A 21,056-nucleotide genomic window follows, 5' to 3' on the forward strand; every position below is an offset into this window, starting at 1 on the left:
GCACCCGCTCCGTACTCAATATTTGTAAGCCAGCGTCGCGCCTATCGTGCGCGACTCACCCAGCCACCCCCAGACCGTTCCGTAATCGCCGCTGGAGAGTCGGCGGTAGTAGGTTTTGTTGAAGGCGTTGTTGACCCAGAGCGAGGCGCTCCAGTCGCCGCGTTGGAGCTTACCACCGGTGCCGGCCGAAAACGACGCCAGGCCATAACTACTCACACGGGTGAGCGAAGAGTTATCCACCGTGCCGTACATCCAGCCGCGATAGGCATAGCGCGCGCCCACGAAGTTATTCAAACCACTTTCGCTGCGCCAGGCGTAGCGCGCGCTGGCGTTCCACGTCACCTTCGGCGCGTTGAACACGCGTTGGCCGGTCAGGTTGCACGACGGCGGCGGCTTCGGCGACAGCGTCACCTCCGGCGCGCAGCGCGCGTTGTCGTAGTCGGTGTAGTAGGCGTCGTTGTAGACGGCGGCGAAATCCACCTGCAGATTGCGCGTGAGCGCGGCGCGGATGCTGGTCTCGGCGCCGCGCGAGCGGAAGCTGCCGGCGTTCATCAGGTAGGTTTGCTGATCGTCCGGATTGTAGCCCTGGGTCTGGAAATCGCTGATCTCGGTCAGGAACAAGTCGGCCTTCAGCGTCACCTTGTCGTCCCACAGCGAGCCTTTGACGCCCAGCTCCGCGGTCTTGGTTTTCTCCGGCTTGATGTACAGCGAATCGGTGCCCGCCTGCCGCGCCGCGCCCGCCGAGACGTTGAGGCCACCGGACTTCTCGCCATACGAGCCGGCCAGATAGCTGTTCCACTCCGGCGCCAGTTGATACTTCAGCACCAGCGTCGCCGATGGCAGCTGGTGGTATTCCTTCAGCGTACCCGAATTGAAGGGGACGCGGTTGAGGCGCACGAAACTGCCAGTCCTTTCCTCGTAATTGAAGCGCAATCCGCCGTTCAGATCCCAGCCCGGCGCGATATGCCACGTGCCCTGCGCGTACGGCGACAGCATGTGGTCGCGCAGCCTGCCGAACCGGATCACGTCCAGATTGTTATAGGACGCCGACCCGTAATACACGCCGGCCAGGGTGCCGGCCGCGTAGCGCGTATGGGCCACCGTGTCGAGGTTCTGGCCCAGGTAGTTGACGCCGACCGCATAGTCGTAAGTCTCGCCGATCGGCGACTCCAGGCGCAGCTCCTGCGACCACGTGTGGTCATGCACCTGCGTCCCCGTGTTGTTGTAGACGTTGACGCTAAAGCCGTCCGCCGTCGTCGGGTCGGTCCGGAAGTAGCGCACCGAGGTCACGGAGCGCAGCCTGTAGCCGCTGTCGAGCTGCCAATCGGCGACCGCCGACGCCCCGCCCTGCACCACGTGTATCCGGTTTTCGTCGTCCAGATCGACGCGCGGACCAAACACGATGTTATTCCCGATCGCCTTGGACTTCGCCACGTAACCGTCGCTGCCGCTAAAGACATTCGTGGCCAGCAGCACCGGCGTCGGTTTGCTGTTGGTGTTGCTGTAATCAACGCTCAAACGCAGTCGGAAATCGTCACCCTGTTTGTACAGCAGCTGCCCGCGCGCGCCGGTGCTGGAGGTGCCGTTCAGGTGATGACCATTGCGAATATTCGTGACGGCGCCGTCGTTGTCGCTGTAGACCAGATTCAAACGCCCCGCCCACGAATCGGACAACGGGCCGGAGACCATCGCCCGTCCGCGCGCGTAGCCGTTCTCGCCGATCGACACGCTGGCCGACGCCTCCGGCGTGAACGACGGCTCGCGCGTATGAATATTGAGTACCCCGCCGGTGGCGTTGGCGCCGAACGCCGCGCCCTGGGCCCCGCTCAGCACCTCGGCGTAGGCGATGTCGCCCAAGCCGTTGCCCAACATGCCGGCGCGCGCCAGGTAGACATTGTCGACGTAGATCGCCACGCTGCTCGGCATGCCGATATTGGCGTCGCCGCTGGCCTGGCCGCCGCCGTCGCCAACGCCACGGATGGTGATCTGGGTATCGGATGGATCGGTGCTCTGTATCACCAGGCCCGGAATCAGCTGCTGCAGATCCTCGAGCGTCGTCAGGTTCTGCTGTTCGGCTTCGTCGCCGGTCACGCGGTACGACGAGGTCGGCGCGCGCTGGATATTGTCGCTCTCCTGGTCGGCGCTGTGGCGGCGCGCGCCTTTCACCGTCACGCGCGCCAGCACCTCGGTGGCGACCGGCGCGGCGGCCAGCTGCTCCGTATGCTGGATGGCGTCCTGCGCCAGCGCCGACGACCGCGCCAGCAAATGACTAGCGGCCAGAATGGCCAGCGCAGAACGGGATTTTTTCAAACAAGGATGGGTGTCGCGCTTGGCGAAGATGGGGGATAAGGTTTTCATGGCCGCCAATATAAACGGGCGGCTTGCGTATTAAAACGAACAATTCCGAGCTAGGTTATTTGAAAATTATCGGGAGAATGAACACAAAAACCGCGATCGCAAAAACTGATCGCGGCAGCGATTTTGGTTATCGCAGCACGCCGCTGTCGGTCACGGCCAGATGGCGCTGGATCGTCGCGAACATCTGCTCGACATCGATCGGCTTGGCGATGAAATCGTCCATGCCGGCGGCGATGCACTGCTCGCGCTCGGACTCCATCACGCCCGCCGTCATGGCGATCACCGGCAGCTGCAGGCGCAGCTCCTCGCGGATCAGGCGCGTGGCGGTAAAGCCGTCCATCACCGGCATCTGCACGTCCATCAGCACCAGGTCATAGCGCTCGCCGCGCAGCAACCGCACCGCCACTTCGCCGTTTTCCGCCACCGCCACCACCGCCCCGGCCTGTTCAAGTATGCCTTTGGCGACGTTCTGATTGATCGCATTGTCCTCGACCAGCAGCAGGCGAACGCCCGACAGCTCCGACACCGCCGGCGCTTCGACGACACCGGCGGCGCCCGCGTGCCGCTGCGCCAGCGCCGTCTGCACCGCGTCGAACAGGCTCGAAGAGGTCACCGGCTTGGTCAAATAAGCCGAGGTGGGAACCGAGGTCACATCCTGCATCAGTTTTCCCCGGCCGTAGGCGTTGACCATGCAAACCACCGGCGCGCCGTCGGCGCCCGTCTGCGCCTGGATCGACTTGATCGTCTCCATGCCGTCCATGCCGGGCATGTGCCAATCGACCAGCGCCACGTCGTAGACTTCGCCCCCGCGTAGGCGCTCCAGCGCCGCCGGTCCGGAGGCGACGCTGTCGCACGCCCAGTTCCAGGCCTCGATGGTCTTGCGGATGAACGCGCGGCTGGTCTGGTTGTCGTCCACCACCAGCAGACGCAGGGCGCCGGCCGGCGGGCGCGCCGCTGGCGGCTCGTCGACTTCCATCATCGGCAGCGTGAAGCGGAATTCGCTGCCGGCGCCCGGCTTGCTGCGCACTTCGATGTCGCCGCCCAGCACTTCGATCAATCCTTTGGAGATGGTCAGCCCCAGGCCGGTGCCGCCGAATCGCCGCGTGGTCGACAGGTCGCCCTGCGTGAAAGGCGAGAACAGGCGCCCCAGTTGGTCGGCGCTCATGCCGATGCCGGTGTCGCGCACGGTGAAGCCCAGCGTCAGCGGCTGGCGCGCCACCACTTCGACCCGCACCGCCACCTCGCCGCTTTCGGTGAATTTGATGGCGTTGCCCGCCAGGTTGACCAATATCTGCTGCAGGCGCAACGCGTCGCCCACCAGCGCGCGCGGCACGTCCGGCTCCACGCCGATGCACAATTCCAGATCCTTGTCGCCGGCGCTCACGCTCATGATGGTCGCGAGCGCGTGCAGCACCTCGTTCAGGTCGAAGCGCACCGCGTGCATTTCCACCTTCCCCGCCTGCATCTTGGAGAAATCGAGGATGTCGTTCAGGATGCCCAGCAGCGACTGGCCGGAAGCCCGTATCATCTCCAGGTAGCGGCTCTGCTCCGGCGTCATGCCGGTGGTGCCCAGCAGATGGGCCATGCCCAGCACCGCGTTCATCGGCGTGCGCAGCTCATGGCTCATGTTGGCGACGAAAACGTCCTTGGCCGCGTTGGCCGTCTGCGCCTGCTTGACCGCCGATTGCAGTTGCAGCGTGCGTTGTTCGATCAGATTTTCCAGGTGATGGCGATAGCGCATCAATTCCGCTTCGACGGTGCGCAGCGTCAAAAAGGCGTCGTCGGCCTCGCGGAAAGCCAGGCGCTCGGCCGGCGGCAGGCTACCCTTCCCGCCCAGCCGCACCACGGCCGCCGACAAGGCACTGACGGAGCGGGCGATATTGCGCGCGAAGTGCCAGGCCACGCCAAAGCCGGCGGCCACCAGAACCAGCAGGAACCCGATGATCCACTGGATCGACGCCAGCATCTCCGACAGCACCACGCTCCTCGGCACGCCGATGACGACCGCCCAATTGCTGGTCTCCGAACGGCTGAACATCGAGTACACCGGTATGCCTTCGAGCGTGACCGCTTCGATCGCATCCTCCAGCTTCAACGGCAGCTTCGCCAGCAGCATCGGCGCGCCCTTGTGGCCGACGAACCTGGCCGCTTCGTGCGTGCGCGCGACGATCACGCCCTGCGAATCGAGAATGGCGATCACCCGGTTCGGCGGCAGCCGCTGCTCGCGCAGCACCTTGCCCAGCCTTTCGGGTACGAAACCCGTCGAGATGACGTAGATCACGCGCCCCTCGCGCAGCACCGGCACGTGGACCGCCACCAGCGGACGTTTCAGCGCGCCGCCGATGAACAGATCGGAGATCACCAGTTTGCCGGTCTCGAACACCTTGCGGATGCGCGCCGCGCTGCCGGGATCGGGCAGCAGCTGACCATACGGCCGCACGGTGTTCATCAGCTGCACCGAATCGCGGTCGCTCAGGACAAAATTAAAACCGGGGAATTCCGGCCGCAGCACGCTGGACGCCTGCTTGTAGAAGGTGGCGATGTCACCGCTGTCCAGGCTGGGCGAGTTGGCCAGCGCCAGCGCCACGGTGATGCCGGTGTTGAGGTCGCGGTCCACCGCCTGGATCAGCGCGCGCGCCGTGATCAGCGTGTCCTGCTGGATCTGGGTGCGCTCGCGTTCGTAGAAATTATCGGTCAGCAGCGCGAAGCCGATAATGGCCGGCAAGGCGCAGGCCCAAACGAGACTATAAATCTGCGATCGAATGGTGGGCAACGTGGCCACGTAACTCGGGTTCCCACGGTCCTGCGCCATAAAAGTCCTTCCTGACGGGTGTGGAGCTTACTCAGGAAACAACTTTATCACAACCCCAGCCCGGCTCCCAAGCGCAATACCGCGGCGATGTTGCGCGCCGACACTCTCACATTGAGCGCCGCGTCGGCCAGCGCCTGCTCGACCGTGCACGGGCGGCTGACGGCGCCGAAGACGGCCGCGATGCCGTGTTCGTGCACCGCCGCCGCGCCCTGTCCCAGGCAGCCGGCGATGGCGATCACCGGCTTGCCGTGCCGCTGCGCCACGCGCGCCACGCCGACCGGTGTTTTACCGTGGACGCTCTGGCTGTCGACGCGGCCTTCGCCGGTGACTACCAGATCGGCGTCGGCCACGGCGGCGTCCAGGCCGACGGCATCGGTCACGATCTCGCTGCCGGGACGCAGCCGGCCGCCGAGGAACACCAGCATGGCCGCGCCGATGCCGCCGCCGGCGCCGGCGCCCGGCACGTCGGCCACCTGCCGCCCCAGATCGCGGGCGATGACGTCGGCGTAGTGGCGCAATCCGGCGTCGAGCTGTTCGACCATGGCGGCGCTGGCGCCCTTTTGCGGCCCGAAGATGTGCGAGGCGCCCTGCGGCCCGACCAGCGGGTTGCTGACGTCGCAGGCGACTTCGAACACGCAATCCTTGACGCGGGCGTCGAGCCGCGACAGATCGATGCGCTCCAGCGCCGCCAGCGCGCCGCCGCCCGGCGCCAGGTCAATGCCGGCGCGGTCGAGCAGGCGCCCGCCGAGCGCCTGCAGCATGCCGGCGCCGCCGTCGTTGGTGGCGCTGCCGCCGATGCCCAGCACGAAGCGGCGGGCGCCGGCGTCGAGCGCGTCGCGTATCAGTTCCCCGGTGCCGTAGCTGGTGGTGCGCATCGGATCGCGCAGCGCCGGCGGCACCAGTTCCAGGCCGCTGGCGGCGGCCATCTCGATCACCGCCGTGCGCTCGTCGCCCATCATGCCGTAGAACGCCGCCACCGGCTCGCCCAGCGGCCCGCGCACGCGCAGTTCCACCAGGCGCCCGCCGCTGGCGTCGATCATCGCCTGCACGGTGCCCTCGCCGCCGTCGGCCACCGGCACCTTGCGGTACTCGGCGTCGGGAAAAATCTCGCGGAAGCCGGCCTCGATCTCGTTGGCGACGGCCATCGCCGACAGGCTCTCCTTGTACGAATCAGGCGCTATGACGATCTTCATCGGTGTTCCCAATTATCGGTTGACCAGCTTGGCCGGCACACGCAGCACCAGTATCGCACCAAGCAGCATCACGCTGGACAAAATGTACAGCGCCACGTCGGTGCTCTGGGTCGCATCCTTGATCCAGCCGACCAGGAACGGGCTGACGAAACCGGCGATCTGGCCCAGCGAATTGATCAGCGCCAGGCCGCCGGCCGCCGCCGCGCTGCCCAGGAAGGCCGCCGGCAGCGCCCAGAACATCGACAGCGCCGCCAGCGCGCCCATGGTCGCCATGCTCAGGCCGGCGATGACGACCACCGGGTTGCTGGAGAAATTGGCCGCCAGGGTCAGTCCGATCAAGCCCATCAGCATGGGCGCGGTGACGTGCCAGCGGCGTTCGCCGTGGCGGTCGGCCGAGCGCCCGGCCCACACCATGAACACGGCGGCGAACAGATACGGCACGGCGCTCAGCCAGCCGACCGTGACCGCGCTGGCGTAGCCGAGCGACTTGATGATCGACGGCAGCCAGAAGTTGATCGCATACACGCCCATCTGGATACAGAAGTAAATCACGCCCAGCATCCACACGCTGCCGTTGCGCAGCACGGCGCCGAACGACTGGCCGACCGTGCTGGTGGCCTGGCGCTGCCGTTCATCGTCGTCCAGCGCGCCCTGCATCGCGCGTTTTTCGTCGTCGTCGAGCCATTTGGCCTGGGCGATGCCGTCGTTCAGGTACAGATACACGGCCACGCCCAGCACCACCGTCGGGATGCCTTGCAGCAGGAACAGCCACTGCCAGCCCATCATGCCGCCCTGGCCGGCCGAGAAATGCGCCAGCATCCAGCCCGACAGCGGGCCGCCGATCAGGCCGGAAATCGGGATGGCCGACATGAACAGCGCCATCACCTGGCCGCGCTTCTGCGACGGGAACCAGTGCGTAAAATACAACACCATGCCGGGGAAGAAGCCGGCCTCGGCCACGCCGGTGAAGAAGCGCAGCACATAAAAAGACAGCGGCGTCGTCACGAACAGCATGCAGGCGGACAAGCTACCCCACAGCACCATCATCACGGCGATCCAGCGCCGCGCGCCGATCTTGTGCAGGATCAGGTTGCTGGGCACGCCGCTTAGCACGTAGCCGATGAAGAAGATGCCGGCGCCCAGGCCATAGACGGTGTTGCTCAGCTTGAGCGCGTCGAGCATCTCCAGCTTGGCGAAGCCGACGTTGACGCGGTCCAGGTAGTTAAAGAAGTAGCAGATGAAGATAAACGGTATCAGGTGCCACGCCGCTTTTTTGTACGCGCCCTCGAGGACGGACGCCGCCGGCTGGCGCGCGGCGATGGAGGAAGTGCTCATGCCAGGTCTCCTAAGTTTTTTATAGTGAGGCTGATTATCTGGAATCCGCCGCCGAAAATCATCAGCCAAACGCACGAGAATCGGGGCCGCACCGGCGAGATTATTGGGCATCCGCACAAATCTTGCCCGGATAAAAGGTTAAAATGGGGCGGATACTTGGATAAACGCAGCGAGGCATCCGCATGACCATACTCAGCACCGGGCTGGCGCAGGACATCGTCACGCGCACGATGAAAATCATTCCCTATAACGTCAACGTGATGGATGCCAGCGGCAGCATCATCGCCAGCGGCAACCCGGCGCGCATCGGCGAACTGCACACCGGCGCCATGCTGGCGCTGGCCAAGAAACTCGCCGTGGAGATCGACAGCGCCAGCGCCCGCAACATGCACGGCGCCCAGCCCGGCATCAACCTGCCGCTGACGGTCAACGGCCAGCTGTGCGGCGCGGTCGGCCTGAGCGGCGCGCCCGACGAGGTGCGGCAATTTGGCGAGCTGGTGCGGCTGACGGCGGAGATGATCCTCGAACAGGCCCAATTGACGGGCGAACTGCAGCGCGACACGCGCTACCGCGAAGCCTTCGTCCTCAAGCTGATCAATGACGGAACCGCCGAGCAGGCGGCGCTTGAGGCGTGGGCGCGCCGGCTGGGCGTCGACTTCGCCCGCCCGCACGTGGTCTTCGTGCTCGAGATCGACGACAAGGCGGCCGGCACGGCCGAGGCGCTGACCGAAATCCAGCGCCTGCAGATGCGCATGCTGACGCGGCAACCGTCGGCGCTGACGGCGGCGGCCGGCTCGCACGAAATGGTGATCCTCGACTTCCTCGACGCGCAAGGCCCCGGCCAGGATGTGCAGGTGCGCGCGCAAAAGCGGCTGCGCTCGCTGTCGGCGATGCTGGCGGAGGAAGGCGCCAGCGCCGCCGCCCACATCCTGACGATGGGCATCGCGCTGACCGGCATCGACGGCGCCGCCATTTCGTGCCAAAGCGCGCGCACCGCCGCCCGCATCGGCCGCGCACGCCAGCCGCGCCACACCCGCTTCAGCTACTACGACCAGGCGCTGCCGGTGCTGCTGTCGGGCCTGGGTTCGGGCTGGCAGGCGGCGCAACTGAAGTTGCCGCTGGCCCGGCTGCAAGCCCAGGACAAGGGCAAGCAACCACTGCGGCGCACGCTCGACGCCTGGTTCGCGCACGACGGCCATCCGGCGGCCACGGCCGAGGCGCTGCACATCCACCGCAACACGCTCGACTACCGGCTGCGCCGCGTCGGCGAGATCACCGGGCTCGACCTGGGCCGGCTGGAGGACCGCTTCCTGCTGTACGTCTCGGCGTTGTTGACGGACGGTTGAAGGCCAAGCGGCCGCAATCTTGCAAAAGAGCAAATCATTAATTGGTATCAAGTTCCTGTATCATTTGGCGGCGCCGCGATCCGGCGCGAGGGGTAGCCCCCCAACCACCGACACAGACAAACACAAAAATAAACGGAGCCCAATTTTGAGCCTTTTTAGAACGAAGAATCTGGATGACATGATCGCCAACGCCCGCAAACCCGGCGGCCTGGCCAAGGTACTTGGTCCCTTCGACCTGATCCTGATGGGCATAGGCGCCATCGTCGGCACCGGCATTTTCGTGCTGACGGGCACCGGCGCCGTCACCGCCGGCCCGGCGCTGACGCTGTCGTTCATCGTCGCCGCCGTCGCCTGCGGCTTCGCCGCGCTGTGTTATGCCGAATTCGCGTCCACCGTGCCGGTCGCCGGCTCGATCTATACCTACACTTATGCAACCCTGGGCGAACTGGCCGCCTGGATGATAGGCTGGGACTTGCTGCTCGAATACGGCCTGGCCACATCGGCCGTCTCGGTCGGCTGGTCCGGCTACTTCCAGTCGCTGATCGCCGGTTTCGGCATCAAGCTGCCCACGGTGCTCACCGCCGCGCCCGGCGCCGTGCCCGGCGTGACCACCTGGATCAACCTGCCGGCGCTGTGCATCATGCTGGTGCTGACGGCCATGCTGAGCTGGGGCGTGCGCGAATCGGCGCGGTTGAACAACATCATGGTCGCCATCAAGGTCGGCGTGGTGCTGCTGTTCATCGCAGTCGGCTCGCGCCACGTGCAGCCGGCCAACTGGCAGCCGTTCATGCCCTACGGCTACAACGGCATGCTGAGCGCGGCCGCGCTGGTGTTCTTCGCCTTCATCGGTTTCGACGCGGTAACGTCGGCCGCCGAGGAAGTCAAGCGTCCCGAGCGCGACCTGCCGATCGGCATCATCGGCTCGCTGGCGGCGTGCACTATCCTGTACGTCATCGTCTCGGCCATCATGACCGGCATCGTGCCGTACCAGCAATTCCTCGGTGTCGACCACCCGGTCACGCTGGCGCTGCAGCATGCCGGTGAGAACTGGGTCGCCGCCTTCGTCGACCTCGGCGCCATCCTCGGCATGACCACCGTGATCCTGGTGATGGCCTATGGCCAGACGCGCGTGATCTACGCCATGTCGCGCGACGGCTTGTTGCCCAAGCGCCTGTCGACGGTGCATCCGCGCTTCCACACGCCGTTCTTCGCCACGTGGCTGGTCGGTATCGTGTTCGGCCTGATCGCCGCGGTCGTGCCGCTCAACATCCTGACCGAGCTGATCAACATCGGCACCCTGGCCGCGTTCAGTCTCGTGTCGATCGCCGTGATCATCCTGCGCAAGAAGCGTCCCGACCTCAAGCGCGCGTTCCGCTGCCCGGGCGTGCCGGTGATACCGGCGCTGGCGGTGATCTTCTGCGTCATGCTGATGACTTACCTGAGCTGGCACACCTGGGTGGCCTTCGTCATCTGGATGGTGATTGGTTTGGCCATCTACTTCGGCTATGCCCGCAAGAATTCGGCGATGCACAAATAGAAGCCAGCTCAAAACATTCTAAAACACTCTGAAACACGTAGGGCGGATTAGCGCAGCGTAATCGGCCATTGCTTGCGTGGCCGGCGGCTCATCAATGGCCGATTACGGCGTTCCGCCTAATCCGCCCTACGGTTATATGGTCAATTAACGGTCAATTTGCCCGTCCCGGCGTTGCTCAGCACCGAAGCCTTCACAGCCGTCGTGGCCAGCGGCGTGTAGCTGTACGGCACAGTCCAGCCCACCGCGTTGCTGAAGCTGCACGCCCCGGCCACATTCAACGCGCTGCCGTTCAACAACGAGCCGGTATCGACGATCGCCCCGGTCTTGCTCGACGAACCCGGATTCTTGACGATGTCCGGGCAGCTGCTGGCGCCGGCGATCTCGAAGGCGTTGTTGGTCGAAATCATCTTCGCCAGATAGGCCACGCCGAGGCTGTACTCGTGCTTGTAGATAGGATGGCTGCGCGAGCCCTCGAAGTAGTTGTTATAGACGTGGACCTTGCCGAAGCGCACACGCGGCGCGCGGTCGCTGACGTTCAGGTAGTGGTTGTTATTGAAGGTCACCGTCAAATGGCCATCGTCGGTGGTCCGGCTGTCGGAAGAACCGACCAGGTTGTTCTTCTCGTGCAGCTCGAAGCGGTTGTTCGAGATCGTCACATAGTCCGAGGCGTTCTTGACGTCGAGCGCGCCGTCGTGGCACTGCTTGAGCATGCCGTTCTCGATCGGCAACTGGTCGTCGGTCTTGGGCGCGTCGGTGAAGACGTTGTGGTCGACCCAGACGTTGGTCGAGGCCAGGATGGTGACGCCGTCGTATTCCGAATTCCAGTTGCCGTTGGCGCCATCCTCCGGGTCCCACAACGGATACTTGTCGCACGGCAGGCTGATGTTCAGATTACGCACGATGACATTCTTTTTACCGTTGATCACCAGGTTGGCGTTGACCAGCCTGGCGTCGCTGCCGACGCCGATCAAGGTGGTATTGCTGCCCAGCTTGATCTGCAAGCGCGCGGCCTGGTCTTCCTTGCTGGTGTACGGGCCGCCGTTGTCCGACGAGGTCGGATCGATGGTGCCGTACAGTTTGATGATTTTCGGATTATCGCCCTGGGCCTTGATCGCCGCCATCAGCTGCGAGGCCGAGCTGACCTTGTAGATCGCCGTCGATGGCGCGGCGGCGCCGCCGGTGGTGCCGCCATTGGTGCCGGCCCAGCCAGATGCCGGAGCCGACTGATAGGTGGCGTCGCCCGGGGTTGGCGTTGGCGTTGGCGTTGGCGTTGGCGTTGGCGTAGGTGTTGGGGTTGGGGTTGGGGTGGGGGTTGGGGTGGGCGTTGGAGTAGGCGTCGGCGACAACGGCCCGACCGCGCACTTGTCGGTGACGCCCGGGTTGGGATCGGAACCGAAGGTCGCGGTGGTGCAGGCGACATCACCGGACAGGGTTTTGATCACCCACTTGTCCTTCAGGCCGAAGGACACCTGGCGGCTGGTGGCGCCGGCCTTGCAAGTGCCGCCCTCGTCGGCGCATTTCGAAAAACCGCTCGGCCAATCGACCGCGTGGGCGCTGGTTGAAAACAACGCGGCGAGCGCCGCACACATTACGGAATATCTGGGTGCCATGATTTTGTCTCCTAATGGTTGGTTACGGGCCTACAAACGGGCCACTTGAGTGAACCGCTGCAACAGAACCGCGCCCGGGAGAGGATCTTGGCGCCACCGTGAGTGCCTGGAACAGGCTGAAAAGAACGCCCCGCTGTCGCGCGGCGTTCGGATGCTTCACAACATCGTTAGTCGACGGTCAGTTTGCCGGTGCCGGCGTTGCTGAGCACCGACGCCTTCACCGCCGACGCCGCCATTGGCGAGGCGGTATAGGGCACGGTCCAGCCGACCGAACTGCTCTCGCTGCACGAACCGGCCAGGTTCAGCGGATTGCCGTTCACCAGCGAGCCGGTGTCGGTGATCGCGCCCGGTTTGCTGGACGATCCCGGATTCTTGACGATGTCCGGACAGTTGCTGGCGCCGGAGATGTCGAACGAGTTGTTGCTCGAGATGATCTTGGCCTTGTACGCGACGCCGATGCTGTACTGGTGCTTGTAGACCGAGGCGGTCTTGGAGCCCTGGAAGTAGTTGTTGTAGATGTGCACCTTGCCGAAGCGCACGCGCGGCGCGCGCTCGCCCACGTTCAGGTAATGGTTGTTGTTGAAGGTAACGGTCAGGTGGCCGTCGTCGCTGGTCTTGTCGTCGCTCGAGCCGATCAGGTTATTCTTTTCGTGCAACTCGAAACGGTTGTTCGACACGGTGACGAAGTCCGAGGCATTCTTGACGTCGAGCGCGCCGTCATGGCACTGCTTGATCTTGCCGTTTTCGATGGGCAGCTTGTCATCGGTCTTGGGCGCGTCGGTGAAGACGTTGTGATCGACCCAGACGTTGGTCGACGCCAAGATGGTGACGCCGTCGTACTCCGAATTCCAGTTGCCGGAGCTGCCATCGTTCGGGTCCCACACGGGGAACAGATCGCACGGCAAATTGATGTTCAGGTTGCGAATGATGACGTTTTTCTTGCCGCTGACAACCAGGTTGGCGTTGACCAGTTTGGCATCGCTGCCCACGCCGATCAAGGTGGTGTTGCTGCCCAGTTTGATTTGCAGGCGTGCGGCCTGGTCGTCCTTGCTGGTGTACGGGCCGCCGTTGTCCGACGCGGTCGGATCGATGGTGCCGTACAGCTTGATGATTTTCGGATTGTCGCCCTGCGCCTTGAGCGCATCCACCAGTTGCCGGGCGGAGCTGACTTTGTAGATCGCGGTGGCCGGGGCCGCCGCGCCGCCGGTGGTGCCGCCGTTGGTGCCGGCAAAGCCGGTGGTCGGCGCCTTGTCGAGGGTGGCGTCGGCGAAGGCGCTGGTTGAGAACAACGCCGCGAGCGCGGCGCAAAGTACGGTGTATTTCGGTGCCATGGGTGTCTCCTAAGGTCGAGTTTCGGGCCTTTGAAAAGGCCGCTTATATCATCCGCAACAATGTCAGAATGAATATGCAGACTAGCAGCCTGGGCTAACGGATTTCCGACGGCGCCAAATAATCAAGCGCTTGATTATTTAAAAAGTCATCAGATATCGTATAACCACAAACGGCGGTCCAGCAGCAAAGTTGCGAGTCGTGATTGAAACAGAACTGCGCCCGGGAGAGACACGGCGCCACCGCAATAAGCCTTTGATTACAAAGGGCTTAGAGGCGCGCCCCGGGGATGTTGGGGCGCTGGGAAGAGAAGTTTCGAGGCTGGGTCAGACCCAAATATTTCCCTGAAAAAAGCATATCTCAAAAGCAAGGCATATGACAAGTCAAGTTTTTTGACAGTTGTTTTTTTGTGAAGTTAGACTTGCATGGCGGAATTTACTTATACTGGTTTCAGAGCTAGCTGACCAGAAATCCCAATTCGCGAAGAAAATTTGCCGCCTGCGCGTGCGAGATCACGGCGCCCTTGAACATGCCGGCATCGGCCAGTTTCACGCCCTCGATATCGGTGCCGCGCAGGTCCGCGCCCTGGAACTTGGCCAGCTTGAGCACCGCGTTGCGCAGGCTGCCGCCCTCGAAGATGGCGTCGCGGAAGTCGCAGCCGGCCAGGTAGGCATCGGAAAAATCCAGCGCCTTCAACGTCGCCTTGCGGAACGAAAAGCCGCGCAGGTCGGCGCCGACCAGCAGACTTTCCTCGAAATGGATGCCCAGGTTGGACGCCTCCTCGAACGAAGCGCCGGTCAGCTTGCAGCCGCGATACGATGCGGAGGCGAGCTTGGCGCGCCGCCACTTGGTGTTGTTCAGGTCGCAGCCCTCGAAGCGGGCGTCGACCGCGTCGGCCGATTCGAAATCGGCGCCCCCTGCCCGGCAGCGCAGCCAGGCGGTACGCGCCAGCTTGCTGGCGAACAAAGTGGTGCCAAGAAAGGTGCAGCGCTCGAAAGTGCATCCCTGCAGATCGAGCCGCGACAGATCGGCGTCGTCGAAGGTGCAGCCGTCGAAGGCGCGCACGGACTGCGCCAGGTGCTGTTCGAGCTCCGCCCTGTCGAGCGTGACGCCGGAAACCGTGGAGTTGATATGTACCATCAGCGAGAAACCTTCCGAAAATGGAAGGGGGACGGATGGATAACCATAACGCATCCCCCAACCGTTGAAAACAGTTAAGATCAGCGCCGTGGGTCCGCATAGGGCGGGAGCATGCCTGACGCGGCACTTACCAGTGTACCAACCGGTTAGCTCATTTTCGACTGGCAGCATTTTATCAGAAGCGATCCGCATGAAACGTGATATCGACATCATCCGCCAGTTGGACGACACCGAGGATGCCATCAAGCGCGCCCGGCTGCGCACCATGCAGGCCGTCGCGCTGGGTTTGCTGGTGCTGGCCGCCCTGCTGTTCGCGCTGGCGCGCTGGCAACACGGCGGCCATCCGGCCTGGGGCTATCTGGAGGCGTTCTCCGAGGCGGCCATGGTCGGCGCCATCGCCGACTGGTTCGCCGTCACGGCCCTGTTCCGCCACCCGCTGGGCATACCGCTGTGGCACACGGCCATCATTCCCAACAGCAAGGACAGCATCGGCAAAAGCCTGGGCAATTTTGTCGAGAACCACTTCATCACCGAGGAAGGCATCGCGCTGCGCATCCGCCAGATCGACATCGCCGGCCGCGCCGGACTATATATGCAGAATCACGCCGCGCAGCTCAGCGGCTGGGTCGGGCCGGCGCTGGAAAAACTGATGCAGATGGCCGACCACGACAAGATCCGCCGCATGTTGCGCGAGCTCGCCACACGGGAACTAGCGCGCGTCGACCTGTCCGCGCTGGCCGGCGATTGCGTCGAAGCGCTGGTCGCCGAAGACCTGCCGCAAGAATGGCTGGAGGCCGCCCTCGACCAGCTCGTCGTCTACCTGGTGGAGCCGGCCAACCACCCGGCCATCGAGACGATGGTGCAAAGCGCCGTCAACACGGAAAGCTCGGTGCTGAAATACGCGCTGCACAAGGCCATGCCCAGGATAATCCGCTCTACGGCCGAGAAAGTGGCGCAGATGCGGCTGGACCGCTCGCACGAGCTGCGCCAGCGGCTGGGCACGTGGATCGCCAACAGCGCGCTGCGGCTCAAGGGCGACCCGGCGTGGCAGGACGCGATCGGCCGCTATCAGCAACAGGCGCTGGCCAGCGACACCGTGCGTGACATGCTCGACGGCATCTGGGACACCTTGCGCGCGCGGCTGCTGGCCGACCTGCGCAGCGAGACGCCGAGCGTCCCGGCCGGCGCCCGGCGGCTGGTGGAGAACGCCGGCAAGCTGCTGACCGACAATCCGGCCGTGCGCGACAGCCTGAACCGGTCGATCGAGGCCGGCAGCGCGCAGCTGGTCAAGAAGTATCGCGGCGAGGTCGGCCTGTTCATCGAGGCGCAGCTCGCCACCTGGACCAAGGAGCAGATGAGCGAGCGCATCGAGCTATCGATCGGGCGCGACCTGCAATTCATTCGCATCAACGGCACGCTGGTCGGCGGACTGGTGGGCGTGGTGATCCATTTCATCGTGGGCCTCTTTTGAGCGGCTCTTGTCAAACCCCGATGAAAAGTGCATCCTGACGCAATATAAAATTCTTCGCAGGAAACACGTAGGGCGGATTAGCGCAGCGTAATCCGCCATGGCCGCTCCGTCGGCGGCTCATCGATGGCCGATTACGGCGTTCCGCCTAATCCGCCCTACGTGGCACAACTCATGATCACATGCTTTGACATCGGTGGCAGCGCCATCAAATCCGCCGGCGCCGACGCCGACGGCCACATCGGCGCGGCCCGCCGCGTGCCCACGCCCGCCGCCGACTTCGGCGCCTTTACCGCCGCCATGCGGGAGCTGATCGCCGCCGGCGGCCCGTCGCGCGGCGTGGCGATCTCGATCGCCGGCGTCATCGACCCCGCCGACGGCCGCATCAAATGCGCCAACATTCCCTGCATCGACGGCCGCGCGCTGGCCGCCGACCTCGCCGCCGAACTGAAGCTGCCGGTCTGGATCGCCAACGACGCCGACTGCTTCGCGCTGGCCGAGGCCCATGCCGGGGCCGGGCGCGGCCACGCCAACGTGTTCGGGCTGATACTGGGCACCGGCGTCGGTGGCGGGCTGGTCATCGACGGCCGCCTGATCGGCGGCCCCGGCGGCTTCGCCGGCGAATGGGGCCACGGCCCGGTCGCCGCCCACTTCGCCGGCACGCCGCCGCAAGCGATACCGCGCTTCGCCTGCGGCTGCGGCCAGACCGGCTGCCTGGACGCGGTCGGCGGCGCGCGCGGGCTCGAACGCCTGCACGCCGCGCTCCATCCCGGCGCCGCGCCGCTCGACAGCCGCCAAATCATCGACGCCTGGCAGGACGGCGACATCGACGCCGCGCGCACCATCGACTGCTATATCGACATCCTGGCCGGCCCGCTGGCGATGCTGGTCAACACCATCGGTGCGTCCGTGCTGCCGGTGGGCGGCGGCCTGTCCAACAGCGCGCCGCTGATCGCCATGCTCGATGACGCGGTGCGCGCGCGCATCCTGCGCAAGACCGCGGCCGCCATCATCGTGCCCGGCCAGTCCGGCGCCGAGGCGGGACTGATCGGCGCCGCCTGGCTGGGATTGGCCGAACTGGCAAAGATCGCGCCATGAATGGCGCCAACGACCTCACGCTGGAAGTCTGCGTCGACAATGTCGAAGGCCTGTCGGCGGCCATCGCCGGCGGCGCCGACCGCATCGAGCTATGCGGCGCGCTGGAGGTCGGCGGCCTGACGCCGACTTCGGGCCTGCTGCGCGTGGCGGCGGCCAGCCCGCTGCCGGTGGTGGCGATGATCCGTCCGCGCGGCGGCGACTTCTGTTACGACGCCGTCGAAATCCAGCTGATGCTCAACGAAATCGACACCGTCGCCGCGACCGGGCTGCAAGGCGTGGTGCTGGGCGCCTCGCTGCCCAACGGCGAGCTGGATCACAAGACGCTGGAGCGGCTGCTGCGGCGCGCGCGCGACCACGGCCTGGAAAGCACGCTGCACCGGGCCATCGACTTGTGCCCCGACCTGGGCCAGGCGACCAGGCTCGCCGTCGATTTGGGTTTCGCGCGCATCCTCACCTCCGGCGGCGCGCGCGCGGCGCTGGAGGGCCTGGGCGGCTTGCAGCGCTGTTTCGACGCCGCCGGCGACCGCATCACCATCATGCCCGGCGCCGGCATCCACGCCGGCAATGTCGGGCGGCTGCTGGAAAAGCTGCCGGTGCGGGAAGTGCACGCCTCCTGCTCGGAGCCGGTGGCGGCCAGCACACCGCCGGTGCTGGCGTTCGGCTTCGACGCCGGCGGACGGCGGCAAACCAGCACCGCCAGGGTCGCAGCGCTAAAAGCCGCGCTCCGCCCGACATCATCAACCCCTTGAAAGCGTATTCACTTTGTGTGACACTCACCGCTATCGATTTGAAAACCATTTCGCTATCAGGTTGGAGCTCGCCGCTTGACGTTCGACCCCACGCTCCTCGCGCCCTATCTCCCCGACCTCGCGGCCGGCGCTCGTCTGACGGCGCTCGCCTGCGCGCTCTCGCTGGCCGGCGGACTGGCGCTGGGCGTGATCGTCGCCCTGCTGCGCGCTTCGGCCGCGCCGCTGGCGCGCCGGCTGGCCGGCATATACGTCGACATCTTCCGCAACGTCCCCTTCATCGTCCAGCTGTTCTTCCTGTTCTACGGCCTGCCGGAAATCGGCATTGAGCTCGACGCCTTCAGCACCGGCGTGCTGGCGCTGTCGCTGGCCGGCGGCGCCTTCACGTCGGACGCGGTCCGCGCCGGCATCCTGGCGATCGATCCGGGCGTGATCGAGGCGGCCCAGGTCAGCGGCCTGTCTCGCCGCGTCATCTACCAAAAGATCGTGCTGCCGATCGCCCTGCGCACCTCGGTGCGCCCGCTCGGCTCCGTGTTCGTCAACCTGATTCTGACCTCCTCCATCCTGTCCGCCATCACCCTCAACGAGGTCACCGGGGCCGCCAAGATCGTTGCCGCCGACACCTTCGCGCCGTTCGAGGTCTACGCCCTGCTGCTGCTTGCCTACGTCAGCCTGACCTACCTGGTCTCGCTGACGGCCGGCGCCCTGCACCGCCATCTGAACCGCGACCGCGCGCTGGGCGCCCGCTGATGCGCTACACCGATTTCACCGCCCACGACCTGCTGCTGTTGCTGCAGGGCGCGGGCGTCTCGGTGGCGCTGTTCGCCGCCACCACCGCCATCGGATTGCTGATCGGCCTCGCCTGGGCGGTGCTGCGCTACTACCGCGCGCCGCTGCTGGCGCCATTTTTCGCCGCCGTCGCCGAACTGCTGAAAAATTCACCGGTGCTGGTGCAGCTGTTCCTGGTGTTTTTCGGCCTGCCGGTGCTGCTGGAGACGGATGTCACGCCGGTGCAGGCGGCCGTCATCACTTTGTCCGGCAACACCGCCGCCTTTATCTACGTGATCGCCGTCTCCGCGATCGAGTCGATCGGCCGCGAACAGCTCGAAACCGCGCGCGTTTTCGGCTTGAGCCGCTGGCAAATCCTGCGCAGGATCGTCGCCCCGCAGGCGGCCGTCTTCGCACTCGGACCGCTGACCGGACTGCTGATCAACCAACTGCAGGTGACGTCGCTGATCTCGGTGATCGGCGTGCTCGATCTGACCAAGGTCGGCGCCATCCTGAACCTGCGCACGCTCAAGCCGTTCATCGTCTGGACGGTGGTCGGCCTGCTGTACTACCTGATGGCCAAGCTGATCGCCACCACCTGCGCGCGGCTGGAAACGCGTCTGCGCGCCCACAGTCAATGGAAAGGCCTGTAGCATGATTCAGATCGATGGCGTCGGCAAAAGCTTCGGCCAGACCAGGGTGCTCGACGGGATAGACTTGCGCGTCGCGCCGGGTGAAGTGGTCTCCATCCTGGGCGCCAGCGGTTCGGGCAAATCCACGCTGATCCGCTGTATCAACGGACTGGAAAAGCTGGACAAGGGAAGCATCTCCATCGACGGCTTCCGCGTCGACGATCCCAAACAACTGAGGCAAGCGCGGCTCCGCTCCGGCACCGTGTTCCAGCTGTTCCACCTGTACCCCCACATGACGGCGCTGCAAAACATCACGCTGGCGCCGATCGAGGTGCTCAAGGTGCCGCGCCGCGAGGCGGAAGACGCCGGCCGCGAGCTGCTTGCCTCCGTCGGCCTGTCCGAACGCGCCGGCGCCTATCCGGCGCAACTGTCCGGCGGCCAGCGCCAGCGCGTCGGCATCTGCCGCGCGCTGGCCATGAAGCCGCGCTACCTGCTGCTCGACGAAGTCACCAGCGCGCTCGATCCCGAGATGACGGCCGAGGTGCTGGACATCCTCGCCAAACTGGCCGCCGCCGGCACCACGATGCTGTTCGTCACCCACGAAATCGACTTCGCGCGCCAGATCTCCAGCCGCGTCGTCTTCCTCGAACAAGGCAGGCTGCTGGCCGACCTCCCGACCGCGGAATTCTTCGCCGCCGACGGTGGCCTGGCGCATTCGCGCATCGCCCAATTCCTCTCCAAAATGAAGAAAGACCATCCATGAAAATGCTGCTTGCGAACGCCGAAGCCTGGCCCGGGTTCGACACCACCGTCGATCTGCTCAAACAGGGCGGCGCCGGTATCGACGCCATGGTCGAGGGTATCGGCAAGGTCGAACGCGAGGCCAAGGTGCGCAGCGTCGGCTACGGCGGCTGGCCCAATATGCTGGGCGAGATGGAATTCGACGCCGGCGTCATGGACGGCACCACGCGCGACGTCGGCGCGGTCGGCGCCGTGCCGGCCACGTTGCCGGTGTCCGCGCTGGCGCGCGAAGTGATGCGGCACCTGCCGCACGTGATGCTGACCGGGGCCGGTGCGCGCCGCTTCGCCACCGAGCGCGGATTCGCAGTCGACGACACGCTGCACCCGGACAGCCAGCGCGTATGGTGGGAACGGCTGCAAAAGGAGATGACGCCGGCGCAGCTGGCCGCCTTCCCGGACATCCCGCTCGCCCCGCTCAGCAACACCATCACCGACCCGGAACGGGTGCGCGACACCACCGTCTTCCTCGCGCGCGACGCCTCGCAGGGGCTGGGCGTGGTCACGTCGACGTCGGGCTGGGCGTGGAAGTATCCGGGCCGGCTGGGCGACTCGCCGATCGTCGGCGCCGGCTTTTACGCCGACAGCCGCTACGGCGCCGCCGCCTGCACCCACACCGGCGAGATGACGATGCGCTGCGGGACCTCGCGCGCCATCGTGCTGGCGCTGCGGCTCGGGCACTCGCTCGACGATGCCGTCAAGCTGGCGGTGGAGGAGCTGGGGGAATTGAAGACCGGCTTCCTGGCGGGGGTGGTCATTCACGCGATGGACGCGGCGGGCAACCACAAGGTGGTCAACTTCCGCTGCGACGAGGAGATTCGTTACTGGTATTGGGACGAGCGCATGGCCGCGCCGGAATTACGCATCGCCAGCACTGTTTAAACTT

The 21,056-nt window shown here is 65.3% G+C and carries 16 protein-coding genes; 9 read left to right on the top strand and 7 right to left on the bottom strand.

The window, feature by feature from the left end; translation table 11 throughout:
- Window positions 1-15: 15 nt before the first annotated feature.
- The 4 genes from JOD97_RS03365 to JOD97_RS03380 all read right to left on the bottom strand — a co-directional run bounded on the left by JOD97_RS03365 (window position 16) and on the right by JOD97_RS03380 (window position 7,698).
- A complete protein-coding gene (locus tag JOD97_RS03365; RefSeq protein ID WP_209713269.1) occupies window positions 16-2,358 on the bottom strand; it encodes a TonB-dependent receptor in 2,343 nt (780 codons plus the stop codon).
- Window positions 2,359-2,485: 127 nt separating this feature from the next.
- A complete protein-coding gene (locus JOD97_RS03370) occupies window positions 2,486-5,083 on the bottom strand; it encodes a hybrid sensor histidine kinase/response regulator (protein ID WP_229264169.1) in 2,598 nt (865 codons plus the stop codon).
- 134 nt (window positions 5,084-5,217) lie between these two features.
- Window positions 5,218-6,363 (bottom strand): glycerate kinase, encoded by a 1,146-nt coding sequence (locus JOD97_RS03375; protein WP_209713273.1) that lies wholly within the window; start codon window positions 6,361-6,363, stop codon window positions 5,218-5,220.
- A gap of 12 nt (window positions 6,364-6,375) precedes the next feature.
- On the bottom strand, window positions 6,376-7,698 hold the full coding sequence (locus tag JOD97_RS03380) for an MFS transporter (protein WP_209713275.1): 1,323 nt from the start codon (window positions 7,696-7,698) through the stop codon (window positions 6,376-6,378).
- A 182-nt stretch (window positions 7,699-7,880) separates the two neighbouring features.
- On the opposite strand from JOD97_RS03380, the gene JOD97_RS03385 reads away from it, so the two are divergent.
- Window positions 7,881-9,044 carry a sugar diacid recognition domain-containing protein gene (locus tag JOD97_RS03385; RefSeq protein WP_209713277.1) on the top strand — a complete coding sequence of 388 codons (1,164 nt, stop codon included), beginning with the start codon at window positions 7,881-7,883 and terminating at the stop codon, window positions 9,042-9,044.
- A 145-nt stretch (window positions 9,045-9,189) separates the two neighbouring features.
- On the top strand, window positions 9,190-10,581 hold the full coding sequence (locus tag JOD97_RS03390) for an amino acid permease (protein WP_304511206.1): 1,392 nt from the start codon (window positions 9,190-9,192) through the stop codon (window positions 10,579-10,581).
- A gap of 140 nt (window positions 10,582-10,721) precedes the next feature.
- Here JOD97_RS03390 and JOD97_RS03395 read toward each other — a convergent pair whose 3' ends face one another.
- The 3 genes from JOD97_RS03395 to JOD97_RS03405 form a co-directional block, all read right to left on the bottom strand.
- Window positions 10,722-12,191 carry a polysaccharide lyase family 1 protein gene (locus JOD97_RS03395; protein WP_209713281.1) on the bottom strand — a complete coding sequence of 490 codons (1,470 nt, stop codon included), beginning with the start codon at window positions 12,189-12,191 and terminating at the stop codon, window positions 10,722-10,724.
- Between the two features lie 167 nt (window positions 12,192-12,358).
- Window positions 12,359-13,522 (bottom strand): polysaccharide lyase family 1 protein, encoded by a 1,164-nt coding sequence (locus JOD97_RS03400; protein WP_209713283.1) that lies wholly within the window; start codon window positions 13,520-13,522, stop codon window positions 12,359-12,361.
- 454 nt (window positions 13,523-13,976) lie between these two features.
- Window positions 13,977-14,660, bottom strand: a complete 684-nt coding sequence (locus JOD97_RS03405; RefSeq protein ID WP_209713285.1) for a pentapeptide repeat-containing protein — start codon at window positions 14,658-14,660, stop codon at window positions 13,977-13,979.
- A gap of 190 nt (window positions 14,661-14,850) precedes the next feature.
- On the opposite strand from JOD97_RS03405, the gene JOD97_RS03410 reads away from it, so the two are divergent.
- The 7 genes from JOD97_RS03410 (at window position 14,851) to JOD97_RS03440 (ending at window position 21,052) form a co-directional block, all read left to right on the top strand.
- Window positions 14,851-16,131, top strand: a complete 1,281-nt coding sequence (locus tag JOD97_RS03410) for a DUF445 domain-containing protein (protein WP_209713287.1) — start codon at window positions 14,851-14,853, stop codon at window positions 16,129-16,131.
- Window positions 16,132-16,302: 171 nt separating this feature from the next.
- Window positions 16,303-17,226, top strand: coding sequence for an ROK family protein (locus JOD97_RS03415; RefSeq protein ID WP_209713289.1), 924 nt, complete (start codon window positions 16,303-16,305; stop codon window positions 17,224-17,226).
- Window positions 17,223-17,975: a copper homeostasis protein CutC gene (locus JOD97_RS03420; RefSeq protein WP_209713291.1), complete on the top strand. Its 753-nt coding sequence runs from the start codon at window positions 17,223-17,225 to the stop codon at window positions 17,973-17,975. Before JOD97_RS03415 ends, JOD97_RS03420 begins: the two co-directional genes overlap by 4 nt.
- 75 nt (window positions 17,976-18,050) lie before the next feature.
- Complete coding sequence (locus JOD97_RS03425) at window positions 18,051-18,722, top strand: amino acid ABC transporter permease (protein ID WP_209713293.1); 672 nt, start codon at window positions 18,051-18,053, stop codon at window positions 18,720-18,722.
- A complete protein-coding gene (locus tag JOD97_RS03430; protein WP_209713295.1) occupies window positions 18,722-19,393 on the top strand; it encodes an amino acid ABC transporter permease in 672 nt (223 codons plus the stop codon). Before JOD97_RS03425 ends, JOD97_RS03430 begins: the two co-directional genes overlap by 1 nt.
- Window position 19,394: 1 nt before the next feature.
- A complete protein-coding gene (locus tag JOD97_RS03435; protein ID WP_209713297.1) occupies window positions 19,395-20,135 on the top strand; it encodes an amino acid ABC transporter ATP-binding protein in 741 nt (246 codons plus the stop codon).
- The gene (locus JOD97_RS03440) at window positions 20,132-21,052 is read left to right on the top strand and encodes an isoaspartyl peptidase/L-asparaginase (protein WP_209713299.1); all 921 of its coding nucleotides are present in this window, start codon (window positions 20,132-20,134) and stop codon (window positions 21,050-21,052) included. Before JOD97_RS03435 ends, JOD97_RS03440 begins: the two co-directional genes overlap by 4 nt.
- Window positions 21,053-21,056: the final 4 nt, after the last annotated feature.

Origin of the sequence: Duganella sp. 1411 (genome assembly GCF_017833525.1) — a bacterium.
In the GTDB taxonomy this organism is placed as follows: Bacteria; Pseudomonadota; Gammaproteobacteria; order Burkholderiales; family Burkholderiaceae_D; genus Rugamonas.